Origin of the sequence: Pseudomonas sp. EA_5y_Pfl2_R50, assembly GCF_963970475.1 — a bacterium.
Taxonomy (GTDB): domain Bacteria; phylum Pseudomonadota; class Gammaproteobacteria; order Pseudomonadales; family Pseudomonadaceae; genus Aquipseudomonas.
This window is the reverse complement of sequence record NZ_CAXAPT010000002.1, coordinates 554,563-577,375: the sequence shown is the minus strand read 5'-3', so window position 1 is coordinate 577,375 and position 22,813 is coordinate 554,563. Positions and strand designations below refer to the sequence as shown.

The following is a 22,813-nucleotide window of genomic DNA, read 5'->3' as shown; positions in this document are numbered from 1 at the left end:
AGCGCAAGCATGCTGGGACCGGTCATCCTCATCACCATTTGCCTGATTCTGCTGGGCCTGTCGATCCACCTGTTCCTCCACGGTTTGCGCAAGAACGCGACGGAAAAAGTGCTCAACCGCCTCGCCGCCGGGCAGCCGCAACTGGCCGCCGAAAAGCCGGCCTGGGTTGGCCTTGAGCGGATGTTCCTGCGTGCCGGATTGGGCCGCCCCACTGAACGCTTCGGTTTGTGGATAAGCCTTTGGGCAGTGGCGATGGCCCTCGGTTTTCTGCTGTTCGAATGGATTGGCCTGGTGGTCACGCTGCTCGCACCGCCACTGCTGTTGCGCCTGTCCATCGCGTTTCTTTATCGACGTCGGGTCAAGCGCATGATCGAGCAACTGCCGCCATTGCTCGACTACACCGTGCGCAGTCTCAAGTCCGGGCGCACGTTAAGCGATGCGGTCATGGGCGGCATCGAAACCAGCGACGATCCGCTCAAACATGCCATGGGCCGGGTACAGCGCAACGTGCAACTGGGCGTCAATCTGCCAGACGCCGTCAGCGACTTCGCCGAACTCTATGAGCAGGACGAACTGCGCATGTTCGCCCTCGGATTGAAGGTCAACCACCGCTACGGCGGTAACGCCAGCGAACTGCTGGAGAACCTGATCAAACTGATCCGCGAGCGCGATCAGGGCGCCCGGCAACTGCGCGCGCTGACCGGGGAAACGCGCATGACCGCATGGGTACTCGGCTCGCTGCCGGTGATTCTGGTCAGTTATTTCATGCTCACCAACCCCGGCTACATGCTTGGCATGTGGCAGGACTCCGGCGGCCAGACCATGCTGATCATCGCACTGGTGCTGCAAGTGGTCGGTTGCCTGGCGCTGTGGCGCATGTTGCGGAGCGTCTGACATGATCTACCTTGCCGCCCTCATGTTGCTGCTCGGCGCCCTGTTACTGGTGGGCAATCACGTGCTCACGGAGCGTCGCCGGGTGCGTCAGGTCAACCAGCGTTTGCAGGGTCATCTGGTGCGCCAGAACCGCTTCGGCAACTGGCTACGCGCATTGGGCAACAGCCGTTTCGGCCAGCGCTCGGTGAGCATGGACAGCGAAACCCAGACACTGCTCAATCGTCTGGGCTGGCGCCGGGCCAGCGAACGCTCACTGTTCGCCGCCTGCCAGATCGGCACGCCGCTGCTGACCCTGGGATTGGCGATCTTCCTGCAAGAAGTGTTTTTCCCCCAGGCGACCAATCGCTGGATCGTGCCGATGCTCGCCGCCGGCGCCGGTTACCTGCTGCCCAAACGCTTGCTCGCCTACGCCGCCGGACGTCGGCAGGCCATCATCGCCGTGGAAATCTCGACCTTCATTCCGCTGCTGCGCATCCTCTTCGAATCCGGCATGGCGGTGGAACAAGCCCTGCGTGTGCTCAGCACCGAAGGGCAAAAACTGCTGCCGGAACTGACCAGCGAACTGCGCCTGATTCTGACCCGCGTCGACTCCGGGCTGGAGCTCGGTCAGGAGCTGCACAAAGCCGCCGTGGTGCTCTGCGTGGAAGAGTTCACTGACACCTGCGTGATCCTCCAGCAACTGATTCAGCAGGGTGGCGGTGCGATGAAATCACTGCTCGCCCTCAAGCAATTACTCGACGACCGCCGCCTCACACGCCTGCAGGAATACATCTCGAAAATGTCCGCGAAGATGTCGGTGGTCATGATGCTGTTTCTGTTCCCGGCGCTGCTGATCGTACTGGCCGGTCCCGGTTTCACCGCAATTACCCGGGCATTTGCATCCTGACCTGGCTCATGGAGAGCGTTTGATGAAAGCACTGATAGTCATGGCAAGTCTGTTGCTGCTTGGCGGTTGCGCCACCGATGGTCAGGCACCGTGGACGGCGCTGTTGTCGCCGTCCAGTTGCAGCAAATTGACCTCGGAGCAAGAGCTTGCGCTGAACCTGGCGGATGACCTGGCCAACGACGGCAAACTGCACGCCAGCCTCGCCAACCTGCAAAGCCTGCCGGACACCCTCAGTGAAGTGCGCCTGCGCAAAGCCAAGGTCTATCGCCTGCTCGGCCGCAACGAAGCCGAACCGCTGTACCGAAGCCTGCTCGGTGGCTGCATGACCGCCGAAGCCGAACACGGCCTGGGCCAACTCTATGCCGCCCGTGGCGACAACGGCCAGGCCCAGGCCCATCTGCAACGTGCCGTGCGCCTGGCGCCGACCGACGAAAAAATCCGCAACGACCTCGGCGTGGTTTACCTCAACCAACTGCGCCTGAACGACGCCCGCTTCGAATTCCTCACCGCCATCGAACTCAAGCAGAACAACCAACTGGCAGCGCAGAACATGGTCACCTTGTTGCTGTACCAGAACAACTGGCCGCAAGCCGCCGAGATCGTCAGCCGCGCAAAACTGAACCCGGAACAATTCACCGAAGCCCAGGAACGCGCGGAAAAACTCAAAGCCCCGGTCAAAGCCCCGGCCAAGGACAATGCACCGACCGACAACCAGGTCGCCGCCGTCACTGACCCGTTGCCATCATCGATCAAATAAGGAGACAGCCATGAACCCCATCAAAGGCTTGTGCTACCTGACCGTGCTCACGCTGCCCCTTAGTGCCTTGGCCATCGACGCCGGCCCGGCCTCGGCGCAACAACAGGAAACCGAAGGCTGGCTGGTCCTGCAAAGCCGCAACAAAGCCGCCTCGCCCACCCCACAAACCGCCACCGCCACCGAACGCGACCTGGCGATGCAGCGCTGGCTGAAGAAATACAAATACGACATTCCCGACTTCTACGACCCGGACGCGGGCGGCAAGATCGAGACCAAGAACTAGCCCCTACCTGTGGGCGGGAGAAATGGATTGACTGTCCGACCGCCTTCGCGAGCAGGCTCGCTCCCACAGGGAACGCATTGCATCTGTGGGAGCGAGCCTGCTCGCGAAGAACGATAACGCGGTAATCCGCCAGGTCAGGTCTGTGGATCGACGCGATCCAGCGCCCGGTTCACCGCCAAGTGTATGACCATTAGTACCGGGTTCTCACACCCGATCGCTGAGGCTTCAGCGACAGCCAGAGACTAGAGAGCCCACGTCCGACGGACAACCTGAAAACCCTGTGGGAGGGTTCAGCAATTTTGAAACATATTTAAACGCACGCCCCACCCTGCAGGAGCTGTCGAAGGGTTTCGTCGGGAGAGATCGGGCGACTGTCAGGCCGCCTTCGCCGGCAAGCCAGCTCCCACAGGGAACGCATTGCATCTGTGGGAGCGAGCCTGCTCGCGAAGAACGATAACGCGGTAATCCGCCGAGCTTGCTCGAAGGCATCCTCACAATAACCAGTCACTCGCAGCGCCATCCAATTTTTGCGGACGTCCGCATGCAGGTGCTGAGGCTTCACCGTTATCTGACGTTCTTGTGAATAACCACCCTTCACAACTTCATTCAAAAGACCTTACCAGACTGATGAAAAATTCATCCCAAGTCAGCTGTTTGTCTTTGTCGTCATCATGACACTCATAAAGCTGGTTCAACTCATTGACCAGTTGGATGGGGGTGGAATAGCCATCCAATGATTTAGAAAGCTCATTGAATGACACCTTCCCATCCTTGTTCACATCATAACGATTGAAGTCTTTGTCGAATTGTTCTATCACCTGCCAAGTAATTGCTTTTCTGCCAACCACGTCGTTCACGTAATCCGTGAGGAACTCAAACCAGGTGATCTCAGCGTTATCGTCGACATCGAGTTCCTTGACGGCGTTGGCCAATGTTTCTGGTGAGGTGTAAGGCTCCATCGCCAGTTCATACTCGCGAACGGTCAGCTTCCCGTCATTATTTCGGTCATATCTAACGAAGTCGTTACGCAGGGTTTCCAGTTTTTCGACGGTAATAGCCATTTCGTCATCTCCTATGAATTAAAAATTCCAAGGCGACGACAACCGGGATGTTCTGCCTCTAGAAGACAAGTTAGTACCGGAGAGCGAGTTAGCACAACTGACAGAGCTGACAGTTGACAGGTTTCAAATTCAAGCGCTCTGCTGGAGCTACCGCCTAACCCGCCGTAAGCGCGGGAACCCTGATCAGCACCACCCAAAGAAACGGATATTCACAAAAAACCCAACTCAATGAGCCGTCACCCGCTGACGCAAAGCCGAACCACCCGGCGACAACGCCAGCGCCAACTGCGTCCGGTTGTGCATATGCGTCAACCGCAAAACCTGCGACACATACAATTTCACCGTGTTCTCGGTAATCCCCAACTCACAGGCAATCTGGTAATTGGTCTGCCCCTTGCCGACCAATCGCGCCACATCCAGTTGCCGTGGTGACAACTGATTGAAAATTGCCGATACATCCTGCACCTCAGCCTCGTCTGGCTGCCCGCCCAGCACATCACGCACCACCGTTGCCGGACTGCGTCGTACCTTGTCGAGGTCCTGATACAAGTCATCAATCGACTCGGACAGGTACTGCAACTTCTGATTCAAATGCCCCAACTGCATGCTTTTGTGCCGCTCCTGCATGGCGGCCTCCTGACGCTGCACCCCCTCGAGCAACTCCTCCAGATCTACCGGCTTCTGGTAGTAATCGGCAATCCCGGCACGCAACGCCTTGATCACATCCTGCTTGTCGGCCCGCCCGGTGAGCATGATCGCCTCGAACACCCGATGCTTGCCGGCCAGCCGCTGCAGTTCCTGGATCAACTGAATGCCATCCATGTCAGGCATGTGCAGATCACTCAGCACCAGGCAGATGTCCGTGTCTTCGCAGAACCGCTCGATGGCCTCCACGCTCGATTCACAAGGCACGCAACGGTAGCCGTTACTTTCCAGAAACTCGCACAGTTCTTCGACCACCAAAGGTTGATCATCGACCACCAGGACTTTTACCGCAGACTTGGGCTTGTTCACGAACCACTCCATTGCTCGGGTCAAAGCTGACTTTTCCTGCACTTTGACGGCGTAATCACCTCATTTGAAAGTAGACGCACTTTCCGACTATGTACATAGGAGTAGTGGCACCGCGACTAGTGGACCCAAGGAAGTGCGAGCAAGACGCCGATCAGGACGAACGGCGCAAATGGCAGCTTTTTTGACGAATACTGCGCCAGATGGCGCAATCGATTCGTAAGTCTTTGACTCATATGAAGCCAGACTCTTGGCGCCAGCAATAGCCAGACAAGGCTGACGAGCCCGGCGCCGATAAATGCGCCAAGAACGAACAAACCGTTCGTCGCAAGACCAAGAGCTGTCATTAGTTTCACATCGCCGGCGCCCATGCGGCCCATCCAATAACCCGGCAACGTCAGCACCAGGGCAATCACGCACGCCCAACCGCCCTGCTCCGCGTCAGCACCGAGCCATGTCGTGCCGGTGCACAACAACCAGACCAGCGCCAGCGCCGCCGCGCCAAGGGTCAGACCATTGGAAATTCGCCGTTGCCGGGCATCTTGCGCGGCGCACAAACCCAGCCAGATAAGGAGGACAAAAAGCTGCATCCGGTAAAAACCGTCCGTTTTTGCTGAATGATTCTATGCTGAGATCAGGCAGTGACTGTCAGGGTAGACGCACTCATGAGAACCGGCGTTCGGAAGTCGCAAAAAGGTGCGGTGGCGATAGAGTTCGCGTTGGTGTTCGTGATCTTTTTCGCGGTGTTTTACGGTTTGGTCAGCTATAGCCTGCCATTCGTGATGATGCAATCGTTCAACCAGGCCACATCAGAAGCGGTGCGTCGCAGCGTGGCCGTCGACCCTCTGACGCCCGACTACGCGTCGGTGGTGGTGAGCACTGCCAATGCCGCGCTCACCCAACAATTACAGTGGGTGCCGCCGGCCTTCAACCTGGTGATCGGGGTCGACACAACCGCAACCTACAACACCGGCGCCGGTTACGGCCCCAACGGTACGCTCATCGTGTCGGTGAACTACCCGGTGAGCAAACTGAATCAGGTTCTGCCGTTTCTGGTGCTGCCGGGGATTGGCACGGTGCCCAGCCTGCCCACCACACTCACCGCCACCTCGAGTCTGCAATTTTGACGGCGGGAGATAACCTGTTCGGACGCCTTCTCAAGCGCGCACCGACCGCCGCCGAAGATCTGCACGACCGGCTCGGCACACCCGCCACCGGCCTGCACCTCTATCTGGATGCAGACGGGGCTGTACAGCAACTGGCCGGGCCGTTGCGGCATTTGCTCGCGCAACAAAAACCCCACGGCCAGCCATTGCCGCTGCGTGACTATGTGCTAGCCCACAGCACCTTGGTCATTGAAGGGAGGCCACAGGAGTGGTGCGGTCTGTTGCTGGACCTCGATTTCACTGGCCTCGGCGATCAGACCTTGCACCTGCGCGGCTGGGTGCAGCCGCTGGGTGATGGCTGGTTGATGCAGTTGATCGACATCGCCGACCTGTTGCTCGAACGCCAGCAATCACGCCAGCGCGAAGGCTGCCAGTTGATTGCCGGACACATCGCCGAGCAACTGCGCGCCTGCAGTTTGCTGCGCCTGCCGATCATCGTCGATGAACAATTGCAGGTGATCGCCCAGCGCTGGCAAATCCCGTGTCTGGCGCTGGCCCTGCTCGATGACGAGCAACAGGGCTGGCAGATTTATCGCCAGTTCAGCGCCCATGATGCTCCCACCCTGTGGCATCACGGCCAGCGTCTGGGCACAGCACTGGACAGCCTGAACGGCATGGCGCCGCAAGGCATCGACAGCCATCACGGCCTCGGCGAGCACTCGCGGGTGCAGACGGTGTTCGGCAGCGCCGAAGGTTTTGCCGTGCCCTACAGCGACGAACGCGGCGTAACGGCCTGGTTGCTCTGCGGGTTTTACCCGGTGGATACCGCCGCGCCGTACCTGACGGAACGCGACTGGCTGATGCTGGCAGGTGCTTTGGCCGGGCCACTGTTGGCGCGCTTGCGAACGCAGCAACATCAATTGCAACTTGAGCGCATCGAGTCGCTGCAAACGTTGCTGGGCACCGGTTGGTGGGAAATGCTCGCGGGCGAAGGCCGGATTCAACTGGCGCCGGCCCTGGCCACGGCACTGCACCTGCCCCCTTCAAGCTTGGCGCTACAGGACTGGCTCGCGCAGATTCATCCCGCCGACCGCGAAGAACTGCGCAGCCGCTTGCAGGCTTTGCAGCTACACGGCGAGGCGCTGCTGCTCAGTGTGCGCCTGCACAACACTGCAAGCGGTCAGGCGCCGACGTGGTATCGCGTGCAAGGCCAAGTGACCGGCTCCGGCGCAGACCGCCGCCTTGTCGGCTTCATGCTGGATATCAGTGACATCCAAAACCAGCAGCAACAGACCGCTGCCGCCCACGCGCGCCTGGACAATCTGATCGCCAGTTCGCCCGCGGTGATTTACGTGCAGCACTACCGCGAAGGTGCCTTGGTGCCAGCGTTTTTCAGCGCCAGCCTGCTACCGTTGCTCGGTTGGCGTCTGGACGATTGCAGCGCCGGTGCCTTGGTGGAAATGATCCATCCCGATGATCGTGACCTGTATTTCCAGCGCACCCGCCAGTTGCTGCGTGAAGGCTCGGTGCGCGCCCGTTATCGCCTGCGCGACAGCCGTGGCGAATATCACTGGCTGCTCGACGAGGCGAAGTTACTGCGCAACGACCTCGGTCTGCCGGTGGAAGCTGTCGGCCTCTGGCTGGACGTGACCGACGCCACCCTCGCCGCCGAGCAGGTGAAAAAGAGTGAAGAGCGTTACCGGATTCTGGTGGAGGACTCGCCGGCGATGATCTGCCGCTATCGCCCGGATCTGACCCTGACATTCGGCAATCAACCGTTGGCGAATTATCTGGAATGCGCGCCGGAGCAATTGCCCGGTGTCGATCTGGGCAACTGGATGTCCGACGAACAACGCGCCGCCTTCGTCCAGCGTCTGGCGACGCTGACCCCGGAGGCGCCGGTGAGCACCGCTGAAATCAATCTGCAATTGCCCGGACGCGAGCATGCGTGGTGGGTGTGGTCGGATCGCGGCGTGTTCGATGATCACGGCCACTTGATCGAAGTGCAAGCCGTGGGCCGCGACAACACCGACGTCCGGCGCTCACAGCAACAGCTCACCCAAAGCGCGAAAATGGCCACCCTCGGCGAAATGGCCACGGGGCTGGCCCACGAAATCAATCAGCCGCTCAACGTCATGCGCATGGCTATCGTCAATGTGCTCAAGCGCCTGAGCAACGGCGATGTGCAGGTCGATTACCTGACCGACAAGCTCAATCGCATCGACGCGCAGGTGCAGCGTGCGGCAAAAGTGGTCGACCACATGCGCGTGTTCGGCCGGCGTTCGGAGATCGAGCAGCAACTGTTCAATCCGGCCTCGGCCATCGAGGGCACGCTGTCATTGCTGGCCGAAGGCATGCGCGGCAAAGGTGTCGATCTGCGCATCAGCGAGACGGCATTTGTCGTCCACGTGCGCGGTCATGTCGATCAGCTTGAGCAAGTGCTGATCAACCTGATGGTCAACGCCCGGGATGCGCTGCTGAGCAAGCGCGAGATGGCGTCAGCGTTCAAGCCGTGGATCGCGATTTACGCCGAGCGTGACCAGCACAAGGTGCGGCTGTGGGTCGAGGACAACGGCGGCGGCATCGACCCGCGTTTGCTGGAGCGGATTTTCGAGCCGTTTTTCACCACCAAACCCATCGGCGTCGGCACCGGGCTGGGGCTGTCGGTGAGCTACGGCATCATCGACAACATGGGCGGGCACTTGAGCGTGCGCAACTCGCCGGAGGGCGCACGCTTCTGCATCGAGTTGCCGATTGCCGGGGACGCCTAGATCACCAGATACGCCTTGCCGGTCTGGCCGCAGGTCATGTTGGCGCCGACGTCGACATCCATCAGGTTGATACCCAGGCTTTTCAGCAGGTTGTTCAGCAACGGGTCGAGCAAGGGCGTGATCAGGCTGGTGACCACCGGCAGCAATTTGCTGGTGACGTCGCTGATCAACGAGGCGACGCCGGTGACGATGGCGCCCAGCGGATTGCTGCCCAACGGTTTGTAGACGATCAGGTTGATGCCCGCGAGGGTGTTGGCCAGGCTGCCGACGATGTCGTTGGTCGGGACAGCGGTCTGCACGCTCGGCGGCAACTTGAGGTTGGCCGGGGTCGCGAACGGCGTGGTGCTGGAGAAGATCAGGTCCTGGGAGTTTTGCGCGACGCTGGTGTCGAGCTTGATCGCAATGCCGCCCGCGCCGAACTGCACATGGGAGTTGGCATTACACCCTAACAGTCCGTAACAAGTCTGGATGCCCAAATCAATCAGCGGTAATGGCGCGACCGTAGGCTCGGCCGCCGAAGAAAAGGCGTTGATGGGGTCGATCTTGCCAAGCTTGAGGTCGGCGATGGAGGTGACGGTGTGAGCTGTGAGGCTTTTGCTACCGGTGTCACCCGTCGGGCAGCTGTAATCGGTGACATAGCTTTTCGCACCGCCGGCGTCCAGGCTGATATCGATTTGTGGTGACGGCAGCAGCCTCGGGGCCAATTGCTCACATCCGGCACCGAGTAGGCAGAGCACTGAATTGAGTGTCGCCGCCAGATTGAGGCTTAGCAGCGCATTGAGCGTCGGGGTCAGCGTGCCGACCAGTCCCAGCACGGCATTCGTAAGCCCGGTCACCCCCAACAACACGGGCAGATTCACCGACAACATCGTGCGAACCTGCGCCGTGCGCACGTAGATGCGGTCGGCGCCCAGCGGATCGGCCTTGGCCCGCGCTGGGTCGCCAATTGCCGAGAACTGCGGCGGCTCGATCACTTTGACCCGCACCGCGACATTCGCCAGCCCCAGCACGTTGACCGGCAGGGTCGCCGCCACCGCGCTCTTGCTGTTGGCCAGTTGCACCACGCCCTGGATCAGTTGCAGCAGTTGCAGGTTGGCGTCCAGCCCTGCCGCCGTGGTGCCGCTCTGCAGTTGCAGGATCTCGCCCAGCCTGACCGGCGCAGCGTTGACCGCTGCCACTTGCAACTGGCCCAGCGCGGTGATCACTTGCGCGGTGGCGCCGTTGAGTTGCACCACGGTGGCAGCGGCCTGAATCAGTTGGGTAACGGTCGCCTGGGTGTTGAGCAATTGGGTGTAATTGCCCGCCGCGACGTTGAGATTGATCGCCAGTTGATCGAGATACCTGAGCAGGTTGATATCGGTGTTGAGCAGCCCTTCCCAGCCCAGCGCCGTGAGGTTGACATTGCCGCCGAGCAGTCCGGAAAACAGCGGATTGAGGATGTTCGATTGCGCGGTATTGATGCTGGCGAGGGTGCTGCGAATGTTCAGTTGGGCTATGGTCGGTTGCGGTTTGGCGGCAACGGCGGAGGCGTTGAGCGTGGTGTTGAGGTTGACCGCCGAGCCGCTGAACAAGGCTTGCACGCCACTGGCAAAACTGGTGATCACGGTGCGGCTGGCCACGACTTTCACCGCTGCCGCCTGGTTTGCATCGACGCTGAAGCTGCGCAGGCCGGTGGCCGCTGTGGCGAGGGTGCCGCACGTGGTGGCGAGGGTGTTGCTGGCGTCAACGACGAAGCCGTTGCGCGCCGCGCTTTGCCCGGCGTAAGTCGCAGCGGTCAGGCCCGGCAGGCAAGTGCCGCCACGGCTGACGGCTTCGAGGGCGGCGTTGTCGACCACGCGCTGGAGCTTGCGTTGCTCCATGTACAGGCGACCGGTGTCGACCACCAGCAACATCAACACCACCGCCAGGCTGAGGGTAGCCGCCGCCATCATTCCGATAGCGCCCCGTTGCCGGGCCGGGCCGTTGCATTGCGAACGAGGCGACATGGCGCACTCCTTTGCCGTTACCTCCATGGGTAAAACTGAGTGTAGACGCGCAATCCCCAGCAGGAGGGCCGCAGGCTGTGATCTTTTTAAAAGCCCTATCAAAAGATCACAGCCTGCGGCACCTCCAGGGGGACGTGTGTTTCAGCGCGGTGGGTAGTTGGCGAGAATCCGAGTGACCGTTTCGCGGATGGCGGTGCTGCGATCCTCCGGGTTCGGCCGGCTGGCGAGCATTTGCTCATCGCTGCCACGCCACACCAGTTTGCCGTCCTTGCCGTCGAGCAGGTCGATCTGAATGGTGGCGACCTTGTAGGTGATGTTGCGCGTTTCGTTGTACATCGGCGCGCCCCAATAGCCGTTCCACGGTCCCCCCCAACCGCCGCCATAATTGGTCGTCACTTGCTGCTGACGATCCTCGACAATCAGGTAGGCCTGCACGTTCAAGTCACCCTTGGCACCCGCCGCCGCAGGGCGCAAGCCGCGCTGATCGAGCTGATCGGTAACGGCCTGGCGAATGCGCTGTTCGGTCAGGTCGCTCTTGATCCGTGGGTCATCGGGACGGTATTGCAGGGCGGGCTCTTTCCAGCTCCAGCTGCGGTAGGCGGCAAAATCGCGGCTGGCGTCGAAGTCATGATTGACCTGGTTCGAGGCGCAAGCGCTGAGCAAGACGGCCATGGCCAGTAAAGCGAGGCGGCGGAACATGATGTTTCTCCGGTTGAAGACATGAACCTGCTGGAGCTTCTCGTCGGCACGAAGCTAACCGGGAGGATACGCCGACAGGGCCTTTTCTACAGCGTCCCGAATCGAATCCGTGCGGTCGATCTGATTGCCCTCGGCGGCGGTTTCGGCACGGGTACTCCACACTGGTTGGCCGGTGCCGGCGTCGAACAGATTGACCTGCACCACCACGACCTGCTCCGAATACGTGCGCACCACCGGCACGCTGTTGTACATGCCGTAACCGCGTCCATAACGATCATAGCCGCCGTATCCGCCGTAGTAGCCGTAATCGTCCCGCACCTGGCGCAAACGGGTCTGCAGACTCAGGCTGGCACTGACCAGCAGGTCGGCCGGATGATTGTCGCGCAGCGGGCGCAGGCCGCGCTGGTCGAGGGCGTTGCTCACCGCTTCGGCGACTTGCGCCGAATCCGCCCAGGCAGTGCCCGGCGGCAGTTGCCCGTTGAGCCAGGCCCAACTGCGGTAGCGCCCGTAATCGCGGGGCGGCGCGGGGTAAGCGCTGCGGTCGAAAGTGTTGGCGGCTTGCGGGGGGGCCGGCGGCAAGGGCCGCGACTGCGCCACGTAAGGGTTGCTGCCCTGACAGGCGGCCAACCCCAGACACATCAGCAGTAACCCGTATTGAGCTTTCATGTCGCGCTCCGATCAGATCGGCCGGCAGATCCAGTGCAAATAGCGCCCAAGCCCGGCGAAGCCTGGGTGACGACGGTGAGCGAGCTCCATCTCGAGCAAATCGGCAAGTTCGGCGCGGGCCTGGAACTCCACCGGCATGTAGTCGTGAAAAACCCTTATCCCGCTTTGGCTTTCGACCTGCCACATGCCGTCGAGTTGCGTTGCCAATTCCCGGGGATCGAGAGGCTGCTGCGGGGTCAGGCTCTGCTTTTCACCGGCCATGTCGTTCTTGCGCATTTTCTTGAAATGGCCTTTGAGCAGATTGCGGTAAATCAGCGCATCACGGTTGTAGAACGCCAGCGACAGCCAGCCACCGGGTGTGGTCAATTGGTGCAACACCGGGAGGATCGCGTGGGGCTCGGCCAGCCATTCGAGCACGGCGTGGCAGATCACCAGATCGTAAGGCTCCGTGAGCTGGCCGGGCAGTTCCTGCCAGGGCGCCTGAATGAACGTCGCGGTTTGCCCGGCGTCGGCGAAGCGCTGGCGCGCACCTTCGAGCATCGGTTCGGCGGGCTCGGTGAACGTCACGGCGTGGCCGCGTTCGGCCAGCCACAGCGACATGTGGCCCAGACCACCGCCGATGTCGAGCACGCGCAAGGGGCGATCCGGCAACGCTTCGGTGAGGTCGGCCTGCAACACCGCGAGGCGAATCGCACCTTTGGCACCGCCGTAGATTTTTTCGGCGAATCGCGTCGCCAACTGATCGAAATGCCGGTCGCTCATCAGCTGAACCGCCGTTCGCTGTCGGCGAGCTTGGCGCGCACCACTTCGTTCATGTCCAGCCCCAGCTCACTGCACAGCAGCAATAGATACAGGACGATATCGCCGACTTCCTGGCCAGCATGGGCGAGTTTGTCGGCCGGCAACTGACGCGATTGGTCCTCTGTCAGCCACTGGAAGATTTCCACCAGTTCGGACATTTCGACACTGGCGGCCATGGCGAGGTTTTTCGGGCTGTGAAATTGCCGCCAGTCATTGCGGTCGCGAATGGCATGCAGGCGTTCGGTCAGTTCAACAAGGTTCATCGGGCTCTCCTGAAGGCGTATAGCTTCAAGCGGATACGACCTGAAGGCAAGCAGCGCCGGTGATCTATTGTGGGAGCGGGCTTGCTCGCTCCCACAGGATTGGTGCAAACCTTCTATCATGCAGGGAACTCGGCCACCTGCGTCGTGGCCCAAGGCTCAGCTCTTTCATCAGGATGAACACATGCAGGTAGAAAGCTTTTTCGAATGGCTCGGCCAGGCGCTCGGGTCGGTCATCCGGTTTATCGTCGATGGCCTAAGCGGGCTTTTCAATATCTTGGGCAATGCCGGCGGCAACTTTGTCGACGGGCTGGCGAAGACGCTGGGCATGGATACCTCGATCATCAGCATCATCGCGCTGATCGTGGGTTTGATGCTGTTGTGGTCGGCGATCCGGGCGTTCATGAATGCGTCGATCATTGCCGGGATCATCTGGTTGCTGCTGGGGTTGTGGTTGCTGAGCTGGATTATCCACTGACACCACACCTCCCCTGTGGGAGCGGGCTTGCTCGCGAAAGCGTCCGGTCAGTGAACGCTGTTTTGACTGACACACCGCCTTCGCGAGCAAGCCCGCTTCCACAATAGAACGCATGAGTCGTTACAATCCCCGCTCCCCCAAGGAGCCCGCATGTCCAACCTGATTGCCGACTGGCGCGACCGCCCGACCCACCGCAAGGTCTGGGCGCTCGCTGCGCCGATGATTCTTTCCAATATTTCCGTGCCGCTGGTGGCGCTGGTCGACAGCACCGTCATCGGCCACTTGCCCCACGCCCATCAATTGGGCGCCGTGGCGGTCGGCGCCAGCCTGTACACCTTTCTCGCCTGGGCGATGGGGTTCCTGCGCATGGGCACCACCGGGTTCGCCGCGCAGGCCGCCGGGCGCAGTGATGGCGCGGCGTTACGGCAGATTCTGCTGCAAGGCCTGCTGCTGGCGATGGGGCTGGCGCTGGTGCTCGGCACGCTCGGCGTGCCGTTAAGCGGTCTGGCACTGCATTTCATGCAGCCGTCGGCGGAGCTTGACCAACTGACCCGAGACTTCTTCCACACGCGCCTGTTCGGGCTGCCGGCAGCGCTGGCCAGTTATGCGCTGGTCGGCTGGTTCCTTGGCACACAGAACGCCCGGGCGCCGCTGGCGATTCTGCTGAGCACCAACCTGATCAACATCGCCCTGAACCTGTGGTTCGTCATCGGCCTGGATTGGGGTGTCGTCGGCTCGGCCCGGGCCTCGGTGATCGCCGAATGGAGCGGCGCCCTGATCGGTCTGTCCATGACCCGCAAGGCGTTGCGCGCGTATCCCGGGCACATCGTCTGGACAGCGCTGAAGGTGTGGCAGAGCTGGCGAGCGCTGCTGGCGGTCAACCGCGACATCTTTATCCGTAGCCTGGCGCTGCAATCAGTGTTTTTCATGATTACCGTACAGGGCGCGCGCCTGGGTGACGCCACTGTGGCTGCCAACGCCCTGCTGCTCAATGGGCTGCTGCTGACCGCCCATGCGCTGGACGGCCTGGCCCATGCGGTGGAAGCCCTGTGTGGCCACGCCATCGGCGCCCGCGACCGGCAGGCGCTGCGCCGCTCACTGGTGGTGGCCGGCGGCTGGTCGCTGATCGCCAGCCTCGGTTTCGCGACGTTGTTTCTGCTGGCGGGGCACTTGTTCATCGAGATGCAGACCGACATCCAGAGCGTGCGCGACACCGCGTTCATCTACCTGCCCTATCTGGCGGTGCTGCCCTTGATCGCGGTGTGGAGCTACCTGCTGGACGGCCTGTTCATCGGCGCCACGCGCGCGCGGGAAATGCGCAACGGCATGGTGCTGACCGTGCTGCTGCTGTTGCCATTCGCCTGGGCGTTGCAGGGGTTGGGCAATCACGGACTGTGGATAAGTTTCCTGCTGTTCATGGTGCTGCGCAGTCTCACGCTTGGGCTCATGGCGTGGAGGCTCAAGCGCAATGACGGCTGGTTTCGCGGCATGGCTCATTGAGCCGGCGTGTGGCGGATGAACCCGACCACTTGATCGAGCACCGGCGCCAATCCGCGCAACGGTCGTGACAAACTCGCCACCAGCGTCACGTGGTTGGGCCGCGAGTAGTAAACGTCCTGCACTGGCACTCCGGCCTCGCGCAGCTTGCGGGCGAGACCGCCGGTATTGCGCGTCGGGTTGACCAGATCATCCTTGGTTGCGGCGATCAGCAACGCCGGCGGCGCTCCGCGACTGACCTGGTTGATCGGCTGTGATTGCGGCGGTGAGTCCGGCCAGAAAAACACCGGGCGCACGTCGGGGTTCTCGATAGGCAGAAAATCATAAGGCCCGGCCAGACCGATCCAGCCACGAATATCGGCGGGCGTCATGCCCTCCGCGCCGAGCAGTTGTCCATCCAGCGCCAGCATCGCCGCGTTGTAACCACCCGAGCTGTGGCCCATCAGATACAAGCGCTGCGGATTACCCGAGAACGTCGCAATGTGCGCGCGGGTCCACGCCACCGCCCGCGCGCCATCCTGCAGAAACAGTGGATAGCGCACCTGCGGATACAACCGATAATCCGCCAGGACCGCAACGATTCCGCGAGCCGCCAGTGCTTCGCCGACAAAGGCGTAGTCGCCACGGTCGCCGCTGTTCCAGCTGCCGCCGTAGAAAAACACCACCACCGGCGCATCGACGAGGGGCCGTCGGGGCACGTAGACATCGAGTTTCTGCCGGGGATCTTCGCCATAGGCAATGCCACTGGTGCGGGTGAACGTGTCCTCCGGCGTCAGCGCATTAAGCAGTTTCACCGGCGAACAGCCGCCCAGGCCCAGCAGCCATATTGCGCTGAACAGTGCGCCACACCATTGCCGGAAAGACCGTGCCATACGCTTGAACCTCAAGGTTGATTGCTCTGCCAGAGTCGCTGCAGATGATCGAGCCGCTCCTGTTGTGTCAGCCCCGCCGGTAGCGGCGGCAAAACCGCGCGTGGATGCTGCAAGCGTAGCCACAACCAGCCATCAAGCACCGTGCGATCCGTAAATCCGAGCCTCATTCCCTGCTGCACATGCCGCCACAGCGGCGCGTACTCGATGCTCATCGATTGGCTCCAGCGCCAGATGTGCTGCTCCAGCACACAGCTTTGCAGGCGCTCGCGCTGGCGTCGGGTCAGGGTTTGTTCAATCGCCAGCGGCTCGACGCATAAACGCGGGTTGCGCAACTGTTGCCAGCCTTCGCAGCCGACCGAGCGATCCGCCCAGGTGCCGCCAAACCAGCGCACCTGCAGGATCGGCCCGAGCCAGCAGCTCAGCTCGCGGGGATCACAGGCATCAAAGAAGTAACTGGCGGTCTGCCGCTGATAAAAGCCCAGCAAGGCCCGGTGGTTGAGCCCGAACGAGACGGTGAGCATGCGCCGCAAATGCGCGAGCAATGCGTCGACCGGCGCCGCGCTGTCGAGACGCAGCCCGCGCCAGGTCAGCGGATCGTGATGACACAACGCACTCAACGCCGGGCAATCCTGCAGGTTGATCAGCAGTGGCCCTTGCTCACGCAGCGACTCGAACTCGGTGTCATCGAACAGCCAGAAACACGGCACGTCAGCGAAGCTCTGTCGCAGTAGCAGCCTTGCCTGCGGTGCATCGGCGCTGTCGAGCAGCAGCCACTGCGCGACGGCGCCGAGCCGTTCGCCACTCATCGTCCGCTGCTCTGTTCAAAGGAGCTGGCCAGCCGGCAGGTACACACCGACTGGGCACAATGCACATAACTGCCGCCTCCCGGAATCAGGCACAGCAGCGTCAACGGTTCAGCCGCTTGCAGTTGATGCCGCAAGCCTTCATCAAGCGGGGTTGGCGCCGGCGGCGATGGCGGGCATTGCTCTTCTTCCAGCACCACGGCGGTTTGCAGCACACCGCTGATCATCGGCTGATCCGGATCGCCCTCGAAGAAGCTCACCACCACCTCGACACCTTCGGCCAGTGCCGTCAACGGCGTCTCGGCCAGCATCGGTGCCAAGGGTAGCCAGCAATGACTGTCTGCCGCGCCCTCGCCTTGATACAGCCAGTCGAACTGCACGGCCACCGGACGCGAATGTTCAGGGCGCGGCTCGTCCACCGCCACTACCCAGGCCCGTTGCAGACTGTGCATGCGTCGCGGCACGGGTTCGGCCTCCGCGAGCGGCGTCCGCTCCACGGCATGGAACCGATTGCGATACGCCGGCTCCCTGTAGGCGTCGGCGCGATGCTCGACCCGGGTCAACAACCAGGGGCGGTTGCATGCGGCGAACGGGTGTCCGGTCAGCGGCAGCCATTGCCCGCAACGCAGGCGCGCCAGGTCGCTGCTGCCTTCGGCCCGGCGCGTCACGTGTTGCTCTGCAAGGGACTCTGCGTGCGCTTGCATCTGCCACTGTTGAACGGCGGGCGATTCACTGCCTGTACCGGCAAACGTCGCCACCGGCACAGCCGGCAGTTGCGCCGGATCATCACCGAACACCAGGCAGTGACCGTCCTCGCGATGCTCGAAGTGATAGTGAATCCGGGCCTGCCCACACAAGCGCTGGAGAAACTGCAAATCCGACTCACGGTACTGCGTGCAAAAGGTGCGCGGCGGATGATCGGCCCACCACTCGAAGCGGCGCTGGCTGTCGACAATGCCGTGCTCTCTGAGGACCTGATCAAGGATCTGCGGCACGGAACGGCCACTGAATATGCGCTGGCTGAACCGCAGTTGCAGACAACTCAACTTCGGCTCCAGGCGTACCCGGCATAACCGCGAGGGGTTGCCATGCTCGTGCTGGACAAGGCTTTGCAACTGCCCGTGCACCCCTTCTCCCGGCGCCCCGAAATGCAGGAACGCAGTGCGGTAGAGCAGGCCGGCCAGGTCCAGTTGCGGGTCGTCGATCAACAGGTCGATCTCGAACGCAAAAGGTTCGCTGAGTGCCTCGTTACCGGTAAAGGCCAGGACTTCGAAGGGGTCGGGCAGACCCTCTACATCGAGACGAAACAACGACTCGTTGAATGGATCGAACATTGGCGGATCTCTACAGGAGGGGCGGCCGGGGATTCTCGCCGAGAGGCATGGCCGAGTAGAGTGCCGAAGTACAACTTAGGAAATGACCTACGCGAAAAGCAGACCATATGACTTTGCTGGCCGGGGTGACCGAGTCTTTCGCTGGAGTTTGAAGAAACGTCCCACCGGATTATCTGAATTTTCCGCAGCGCGCAGAAAACATTCAGACAACCCGGCGAAACGGTACCGGCCTCAGGAAGACAGGTAGGAGGAGCGGGTCAGGCCCAGACGCAAGGCATCGAGGAATTGCGTGCGCTCGCTGGCACTGATGCGGGCACTGGCGCACTTGTCGCGGTAGTGGGTCATCAGTTCTTCCGGCGACAAGTGCACATAACGCAGCATGTCTTCGATGGTGTCGTGGGTCTCGATGCCGGCGTGGTACACGCTGCCATCGGCGTTCTGGTAGATGTTCACCGAGTCGGTGTCACCGAACAGGTTGTGCATGTCGCCCAGAATTTCCTGATAGGCGCCGACCAGGAACACGCCCAGCAAGTAGTCTTCGCCTTCTTTCAAACCGTGCACCGGCAGGCTGGTTTCGATGCTCTGCTCGTCGACGTACTGGTTGATCTTGCCGTCGGAGTCGCAGGTCAGGTCTTGCAGCACCGCACGACGCAGCGGCTCTTCGTCGAGGCGGTGCAGCGGAATGATCGGCAGTACCTGATCGATGGCCCAGGTGTCCGGCAGGCTCTGGAACACCGAGAAGTTGCAGATGTACTTGTCGGCCAGCTTGTCGTTGAGCTCGTCGAGCACCTGACGGTGCGAACGCTGACGCGCTTTCAGCGAGTTGTGCAGGCGACGGCACACGGCGAAGTAGCACTGCTCGGCCAGCGCTTTTTCGGCCAGGGTCAGTTTGCCGTCGGCGTATTGCGCGGCCACGTCGCTCATGTAGTGCGTGGCGCGCCAGTAGGTTTCGGTGACCATTTCGATGTCGGTCGGACCGAGCAGGTCCACCAGCCACTGCACGGTTTCCGGCAGGCTTTCCTTGTTTTCGATCAGCGGGATTTCGTCGTTGTGTTTCTCGACGTCGGTCACCTGCACCACCAGCATCGCGTGATGCGCGGTCAGCGAGCGGCCACTTTCCGAGAAGATGTGCGGATGCGGCAGGCCCTGCGCGTCGCAGAATTCCTTGAGCATGCCAACCACGACACCGGCGTAATCGTCCATGTCGTAGTTGATCGAGCTGGCGTTGCGCGAGTGGGTGCCATCGTAGTCGACACCGAGACCACCGCCGACGTCGATGTGATCGACCGGCAGACCGAGGTTGCGCAGCTCGCCGTAGTAACGGATCGCTTCCTTGAAGCCGTGCTGGTAATCAGCGAGGTTGGCAATCTGCGACCCCATGTGGAAGTGCAGCAGACGAATGCCTTGATCCAGACCGGCGGCGCGGAAACGCTCGACCACCGACAGCAATTGCGCTGCCGACAGACCGAATTTGGATTTCTCGCCACCGGTGTCCGCCCACTTCGACGAGGCCAGCGATGACAGACGCACGCGCAGGCCGACCTGTGGCTTGACCTTCAGCGAGGCGGCTTCTTCGATCACCAGACCGACCTCGGATTCTTTCTCGATCACGATGAACACGTTGTGGCCGAGCTTCTGGCCCATCAGCGCCAGACGGATGAACTCGCGATCCTTGTACCCATTGCAGACGATGGTGCCGCCCTTCGGCGCCAGCGCCAGCACCGCCAGCAGCTCAGGCTTGGAGCCGGCTTCCAGACCGATGGAAACGTTCTGGGTGGCGATGATGTTCTCGATCACCGCTTCTTGCTGGTTGACCTTGATCGGGTACAGCGCCGTGTACTTGCTCTGGTATTCCAGGCGTTCGATGTTCGCGTCGAAAGCACCGGTCAGCTGGCGAACGCGGTCTTGCAGAATGTCGGGGAAACGAACCAGCAACGGCAAGGACAAACCGCTTTTGCGCAGTTGGTCGACTTGCTCGAACAGGTCGATAGGCGAGCTGCTCGGGCCGTTCGGACGAACTTCGACGCGACCGGCTTCATTGATCGCGAAATATCCGGCCCCCCAATGGCGAATCCCGTAAACACTGCGGCTGTCCGCAACTGTCCATTGGCTGCCATCGTCTTTGCGTGTGCGTCTTACGGACATCGAAGTCCCCTATAAAGAAGTCATAGTGCGTCGCCTGATCGCAGGCCGGCGCAGTCTAAAGAATGAAAATGACGGTTCGTCAACGCGGCGGTAGACCATGCTGACAGCGTGGAGTTTAGAAACCGGTCATGAACAGGCTCTGTGAAAACCATGGAGACGACGCCGGATCTGACACTACTCAGAGCCGGATCAAGCCGCAGATGGATTTCACAGAGGCTGCTAGCCGCCGGACTTCTTCGCTTTGAAACCGTGCTTGGTCAGCTCAGCCAAGAGTAGCTCGACATGATCGCCCTGGATTTCGATGATCCCGTCTTTCAACGCCCCGCCGGTGCCGCAACGTTTCTTCAACGTTGTCGCCAACGCCTTGAGCGCGTCTTCGGCCAGTGGCACGCCGGTGATAGTGGTCACCGTCTTGCCGCCACGGCCCTTGCTCTCGCGACGCACCCGGGCAATGCCGTCGCCGGCCGGGATCACGGTTTTTTTGCAGATACAGGCGTCCACCGGCTGACTGCATTCCGGACAATGACGACCTGCGTCGGTGGAAAATACCAGGCCACCTAAGGCGGCGAAGGATGCGGCTTTTTTGGCCACCGGCAATCCTCTTGGGAGGACAAAGACTGATCGCAACCTTGGGCAAGGTCAGCGACCGCGAAGCCCCACTCAGGCAGGGGCAGCGCTACTGTGTCGGCGCTTCCATGGAAGCAGGTCGGCACAGCTTGAAAAGGTCGCGCAGTGTAACGGCAAAAATCCCGATTGCTAAGTGCCAATCGGCGCCAATTTATGTGTTCTTTGCGACGTCGCTTTGCTGCGTCTTCAGATAGCGCTTCAACGCGGCCAGAGAGTCCGGGCAATAAGGCTTTTGCGCAATTTCCTGCATGACCTGCTCGACCGGAATGAACCGCGCCTCCAGTACCTCTTCCGGCTGCAGTTTCAGCGGGCCATCCCAGACCGCTGAGAACGCTGAGCACCACAGACGGTTGCCGGTGTCTTCGAAGTAGAAATGGTCGTGGGCCGTCAGCTCGACCCCGCTGACACCCAGTTCTTCTTCCAGCTCACGGGCAGCGGATTCGGCGTAAGTCTCGTGGGCCTGCACCATGCCGCCGGCGGCCACGTCCCAGTATCCGGGGTAAATGGCCTTGCTCAGGGTGCGCCGGTGCACGCACAACTCACCGGCAGAATTGAACAACATGATGTAGGTGCCGCGTCCGATCAGCCCGCGTTGACGCAAATCGGCACGCACCAGGGCGCCGAGCAGGTTGTCCTGCTCATCAACCCAGGCGATCTGTTCGGCATCCGAGGCGGCACGATGGGCCGCCTCTTTGGCGTTGTGGCTCATGAATCAGCCCTGATTGAGCAGTTGACGCAAGTCGATCACAGCGGCGTTGGCCCGGGAAATATAGTTGGCCATCACCAGCGAGTGGTTCGCCAATACTCCGAAGCCGCTGCCGTTGAGGATCATCGGGCTCCAGACCGGCTCTTGCGAAGCTTCCAGCTCACGAATGATCTGGCGCACGCTGACCGTGGCGTTCTTCTTCGCCAGCACATCGGCGAAGTCCACTTCGATGGCTCGCAGCAAGTGCGACAGCGCCCAGGCCTGACCGCGCGCTTCGTAGAAGACGTTGTCGATCTGCATCCACGGGGTCTCGACGACTTCTTCGTCAACCTGCGGCACTTCGCCGACAGCCGGGACTTCGGTTTTCAGCGCGGTGTTGAGCTTGACTCGGCCCACGCTGGCCGACAGACGTTGCGACAGCGAACCGAGACGGGTGCCGACATCGCCCAGCCAGTTGTTCAGGTTGTCGGCGCGGGCGTAAAACAAAGCGTTCTTCTGGGTCGGATCAGACAGGCGTACCTGATAACGGCTCAGGGAATTGATGCCTTCCTGATACTCCGACTCGCTGGAAGGGAGAATCCAGCTCCTGTTGTCGAAGTTGAAACGTGGCTCGGCCTTCGCCAGATCGGCATCTTCGGCGGACTGCGATTGTGAACGGGCGAAGTCTTTGCGCAGGGCGCGAGTCAGATCACGCACCTGCACCAGCACGCCGTATTCCCAGCTCGGCATGTTGTCCATCCACAGACCCGGCGGGAAACGGTCGTTGGAAATGTAACCGCCTGGCTTGTCGAGCAAGGTGCCGGCGACGGTTTTCAGGGTCTCGACGGTGGTGTAACCGACCACCATTTGCTTGCCTTCTTTCTCGGCCGCAACCTGGGCATTCTGCGCGACCGGGAACAGCGCGGGTTCCTGGCTCCAGTACCAGCCGAGGGCACCGGTCACAATAAGATAAATGCCGACCAGGGTGGCCAGCGCACGGCTGAACAACAGCCCGCCTGCATAGCTGCGGGCGGCCGACTTGGGTTCAGCGGCACGTTCAGGCGCGCTGCCCGCGCGGTTTTTCCAGTCCAGCATGGCGATATCCTTTCAATCACTTGGGTTCAACGGTTCGACCACAACCATACAACAACGTGCCAAGGCCGGGCACCCGGTATTGGGAGGCGGAGGGAAA

The 22,813-nt window shown here is 61.3% G+C and carries 23 protein-coding genes; 8 read left to right on the top strand and 15 right to left on the bottom strand.

Annotated features, from left to right (window positions below; all coding sequences use genetic code 11):
- Positions 1–9: 9 nt before the first annotated feature.
- The 4 genes from AACY19_RS05750 to AACY19_RS05735 are packed head-to-tail and all read left to right on the top strand — an operon-like array spanning position 10 to position 2,820.
- Complete coding sequence (locus AACY19_RS05750) at positions 10–894, top strand: type II secretion system F family protein (protein WP_339448808.1); 885 nt, start codon at positions 10–12, stop codon at positions 892–894.
- Position 895: 1 nt separating this feature from the next.
- Entirely contained in the window at positions 896–1,780 is an 885-nt protein-coding gene (locus AACY19_RS05745) for a type II secretion system F family protein (RefSeq protein WP_339448806.1), read from the top strand.
- A 22-nt stretch (positions 1,781–1,802) separates the two neighbouring features.
- A complete protein-coding gene (locus AACY19_RS05740) occupies positions 1,803–2,537 on the top strand; it encodes a tetratricopeptide repeat protein (protein WP_339448804.1) in 735 nt (244 codons plus the stop codon).
- Positions 2,538–2,547: 10 nt separating this feature from the next.
- Positions 2,548–2,820 carry a DUF3613 domain-containing protein gene (locus tag AACY19_RS05735; RefSeq protein ID WP_339448802.1) on the top strand — a complete coding sequence of 91 codons (273 nt, stop codon included), beginning with the start codon at positions 2,548–2,550 and terminating at the stop codon, positions 2,818–2,820.
- A 602-nt stretch (positions 2,821–3,422) separates the two neighbouring features.
- Here the strand turns inward: AACY19_RS05735 and AACY19_RS05730 are convergent.
- The 3 genes from AACY19_RS05730 to AACY19_RS05720 form a co-directional block, all read right to left on the bottom strand.
- On the bottom strand, positions 3,423–3,881 hold the full coding sequence (locus AACY19_RS05730; protein ID WP_339448800.1) for an EF-hand domain-containing protein: 459 nt from the start codon (positions 3,879–3,881) through the stop codon (positions 3,423–3,425).
- A 225-nt stretch (positions 3,882–4,106) separates the two neighbouring features.
- On the bottom strand, positions 4,107–4,895 hold the full coding sequence (locus AACY19_RS05725; protein WP_339448798.1) for a response regulator transcription factor: 789 nt from the start codon (positions 4,893–4,895) through the stop codon (positions 4,107–4,109).
- 116 nt (positions 4,896–5,011) lie between these two features.
- Entirely contained in the window at positions 5,012–5,482 is a 471-nt protein-coding gene (locus tag AACY19_RS05720; RefSeq protein WP_339448796.1) for a prepilin peptidase, read from the bottom strand.
- A gap of 75 nt (positions 5,483–5,557) precedes the next feature.
- Here AACY19_RS05720 and AACY19_RS05715 point away from each other — a divergent pair, with 75 nt between their 5' ends.
- Both AACY19_RS05715 and AACY19_RS05710 read left to right on the top strand, forming a co-directional pair.
- Positions 5,558–6,019, top strand: coding sequence for a TadE/TadG family type IV pilus assembly protein (locus tag AACY19_RS05715; RefSeq protein WP_339448795.1), 462 nt, complete (start codon positions 5,558–5,560; stop codon positions 6,017–6,019).
- Positions 6,016–8,769: a PAS domain-containing sensor histidine kinase gene (locus tag AACY19_RS05710; protein WP_339448793.1), complete on the top strand. Its 2,754-nt coding sequence runs from the start codon at positions 6,016–6,018 to the stop codon at positions 8,767–8,769. The genes AACY19_RS05715 and AACY19_RS05710 overlap by 4 nt, the downstream gene beginning before the upstream one ends.
- Here the strand turns inward: AACY19_RS05710 and AACY19_RS05705 are convergent.
- From AACY19_RS05705 to AACY19_RS05685, 5 genes are all read right to left on the bottom strand, one after another.
- The gene (locus AACY19_RS05705) at positions 8,766–10,754 is read right to left on the bottom strand and encodes a pilus assembly protein TadG-related protein (protein ID WP_339448791.1); all 1,989 of its coding nucleotides are present in this window, start codon (positions 10,752–10,754) and stop codon (positions 8,766–8,768) included. The genes AACY19_RS05710 and AACY19_RS05705 overlap by 4 nt on opposite strands.
- A 141-nt stretch (positions 10,755–10,895) precedes the next feature.
- Entirely contained in the window at positions 10,896–11,453 is a 558-nt protein-coding gene (locus tag AACY19_RS05700) for a DUF4136 domain-containing protein (protein ID WP_339448789.1), read from the bottom strand.
- Positions 11,454–11,507: 54 nt separating this feature from the next.
- The gene (locus AACY19_RS05695; RefSeq protein WP_339448787.1) at positions 11,508–12,119 is read right to left on the bottom strand and encodes a DUF4136 domain-containing protein; all 612 of its coding nucleotides are present in this window, start codon (positions 12,117–12,119) and stop codon (positions 11,508–11,510) included.
- A gap of 12 nt (positions 12,120–12,131) precedes the next feature.
- Positions 12,132–12,881 carry a methyltransferase gene (locus AACY19_RS05690; RefSeq protein WP_339448785.1) on the bottom strand — a complete coding sequence of 250 codons (750 nt, stop codon included), beginning with the start codon at positions 12,879–12,881 and terminating at the stop codon, positions 12,132–12,134.
- On the bottom strand, positions 12,881–13,183 hold the full coding sequence (locus AACY19_RS05685) for a MazG-like family protein (protein ID WP_007914625.1): 303 nt from the start codon (positions 13,181–13,183) through the stop codon (positions 12,881–12,883). The genes AACY19_RS05690 and AACY19_RS05685 overlap by 1 nt, the downstream gene beginning before the upstream one ends.
- A 181-nt stretch (positions 13,184–13,364) precedes the next feature.
- On the opposite strand from AACY19_RS05685, the gene AACY19_RS05680 reads away from it, so the two are divergent.
- Positions 13,365–13,658 carry a hypothetical protein gene (locus AACY19_RS05680; protein WP_339448780.1) on the top strand — a complete coding sequence of 98 codons (294 nt, stop codon included), beginning with the start codon at positions 13,365–13,367 and terminating at the stop codon, positions 13,656–13,658.
- Positions 13,659–13,808: 150 nt separating this feature from the next.
- Positions 13,809–15,158, top strand: a complete 1,350-nt coding sequence (locus AACY19_RS05675) for an MATE family efflux transporter (RefSeq protein ID WP_339448778.1) — start codon at positions 13,809–13,811, stop codon at positions 15,156–15,158.
- Here AACY19_RS05675 and AACY19_RS05670 read toward each other — a convergent pair.
- From AACY19_RS05670 to AACY19_RS05640, 7 genes are all read right to left on the bottom strand, one after another.
- Positions 15,152–16,027: an alpha/beta hydrolase gene (locus AACY19_RS05670; protein ID WP_339448776.1), complete on the bottom strand. Its 876-nt coding sequence runs from the start codon at positions 16,025–16,027 to the stop codon at positions 15,152–15,154. The two genes, AACY19_RS05675 and AACY19_RS05670, sit on opposite strands and share 7 nt — an antisense overlap.
- 11 nt (positions 16,028–16,038) lie before the next feature.
- Complete coding sequence (locus tag AACY19_RS05665; RefSeq protein ID WP_339448774.1) at positions 16,039–16,833, bottom strand: DUF4123 domain-containing protein; 795 nt, start codon at positions 16,831–16,833, stop codon at positions 16,039–16,041.
- On the bottom strand, positions 16,830–18,164 hold the full coding sequence (locus AACY19_RS05660) for a type VI secretion system Vgr family protein (protein ID WP_339448772.1): 1,335 nt from the start codon (positions 18,162–18,164) through the stop codon (positions 16,830–16,832). Before AACY19_RS05660 ends, AACY19_RS05665 begins: the two co-directional genes overlap by 4 nt.
- Before the next feature lie 231 nt (positions 18,165–18,395).
- Positions 18,396–20,309: an arginine decarboxylase gene (gene speA / locus AACY19_RS05655; RefSeq protein WP_339448770.1), complete on the bottom strand. Its 1,914-nt coding sequence runs from the start codon at positions 20,307–20,309 to the stop codon at positions 18,396–18,398.
- Between the two features lie 219 nt (positions 20,310–20,528).
- On the bottom strand, positions 20,529–20,900 hold the full coding sequence (locus tag AACY19_RS05650; RefSeq protein ID WP_339448768.1) for a translation initiation factor Sui1: 372 nt from the start codon (positions 20,898–20,900) through the stop codon (positions 20,529–20,531).
- A gap of 187 nt (positions 20,901–21,087) precedes the next feature.
- Positions 21,088–21,645, bottom strand: coding sequence for an NUDIX hydrolase (locus tag AACY19_RS05645; protein WP_339448766.1), 558 nt, complete (start codon positions 21,643–21,645; stop codon positions 21,088–21,090).
- 3 nt (positions 21,646–21,648) lie between these two features.
- Positions 21,649–22,716 carry a DUF2333 family protein gene (locus tag AACY19_RS05640; RefSeq protein ID WP_339448765.1) on the bottom strand — a complete coding sequence of 356 codons (1,068 nt, stop codon included), beginning with the start codon at positions 22,714–22,716 and terminating at the stop codon, positions 21,649–21,651.
- Between the last annotated feature and the right edge of the window lie 97 nt (positions 22,717–22,813).

Bases quoted from the DNA above. Each gene is read 5' to 3' on its own strand.
- AACY19_RS05730 (WP_339448800.1), bottom strand. From the start codon at position 3,881: ATGGCTATTACCGTCGAAAAACTGGAAACCCTGCGTAACGACTTCGTT.
- AACY19_RS05645 (WP_339448766.1), bottom strand. From the start codon at position 21,645: ATGAGCCACAACGCCAAAGAGGCGGCCCATCGTGCCGCCTCGGATGCC.
- AACY19_RS05660 (WP_339448772.1), bottom strand. From the start codon at position 18,164: ATGTTCGATCCATTCAACGAGTCGTTGTTTCGTCTCGATGTAGAGGGT.
- AACY19_RS05685 (WP_007914625.1), bottom strand. From the start codon at position 13,183: ATGAACCTTGTTGAACTGACCGAACGCCTGCATGCCATTCGCGACCGC.
- AACY19_RS05665 (WP_339448774.1), bottom strand. From the start codon at position 16,833: ATGAGTGGCGAACGGCTCGGCGCCGTCGCGCAGTGGCTGCTGCTCGAC.
- AACY19_RS05675 (WP_339448778.1), top strand. From the start codon at position 13,809: ATGTCCAACCTGATTGCCGACTGGCGCGACCGCCCGACCCACCGCAAG.
- AACY19_RS05735 (WP_339448802.1), top strand. From the start codon at position 2,548: ATGAACCCCATCAAAGGCTTGTGCTACCTGACCGTGCTCACGCTGCCC.
- AACY19_RS05720 (WP_339448796.1), bottom strand. From the start codon at position 5,482: ATGCAGCTTTTTGTCCTCCTTATCTGGCTGGGTTTGTGCGCCGCGCAA.
- AACY19_RS05715 (WP_339448795.1), top strand. From the start codon at position 5,558: ATGAGAACCGGCGTTCGGAAGTCGCAAAAAGGTGCGGTGGCGATAGAG.
- AACY19_RS05640 (WP_339448765.1), bottom strand. From the start codon at position 22,716: ATGCTGGACTGGAAAAACCGCGCGGGCAGCGCGCCTGAACGTGCCGCT.
- AACY19_RS05680 (WP_339448780.1), top strand. From the start codon at position 13,365: ATGCAGGTAGAAAGCTTTTTCGAATGGCTCGGCCAGGCGCTCGGGTCG.
- AACY19_RS05670 (WP_339448776.1), bottom strand. From the start codon at position 16,027: ATGGCACGGTCTTTCCGGCAATGGTGTGGCGCACTGTTCAGCGCAATA.
- AACY19_RS05690 (WP_339448785.1), bottom strand. From the start codon at position 12,881: ATGAGCGACCGGCATTTCGATCAGTTGGCGACGCGATTCGCCGAAAAA.
- AACY19_RS05695 (WP_339448787.1), bottom strand. From the start codon at position 12,119: ATGAAAGCTCAATACGGGTTACTGCTGATGTGTCTGGGGTTGGCCGCC.
- AACY19_RS05745 (WP_339448806.1), top strand. From the start codon at position 896: ATGATCTACCTTGCCGCCCTCATGTTGCTGCTCGGCGCCCTGTTACTG.
- AACY19_RS05700 (WP_339448789.1), bottom strand. From the start codon at position 11,453: ATGTTCCGCCGCCTCGCTTTACTGGCCATGGCCGTCTTGCTCAGCGCT.
- AACY19_RS05740 (WP_339448804.1), top strand. From the start codon at position 1,803: ATGAAAGCACTGATAGTCATGGCAAGTCTGTTGCTGCTTGGCGGTTGC.
- AACY19_RS05705 (WP_339448791.1), bottom strand. From the start codon at position 10,754: ATGTCGCCTCGTTCGCAATGCAACGGCCCGGCCCGGCAACGGGGCGCT.
- speA (WP_339448770.1), bottom strand. From the start codon at position 20,309: ATGTCCGTAAGACGCACACGCAAAGACGATGGCAGCCAATGGACAGTT.
- AACY19_RS05750 (WP_339448808.1), top strand. From the start codon at position 10: ATGCTGGGACCGGTCATCCTCATCACCATTTGCCTGATTCTGCTGGGC.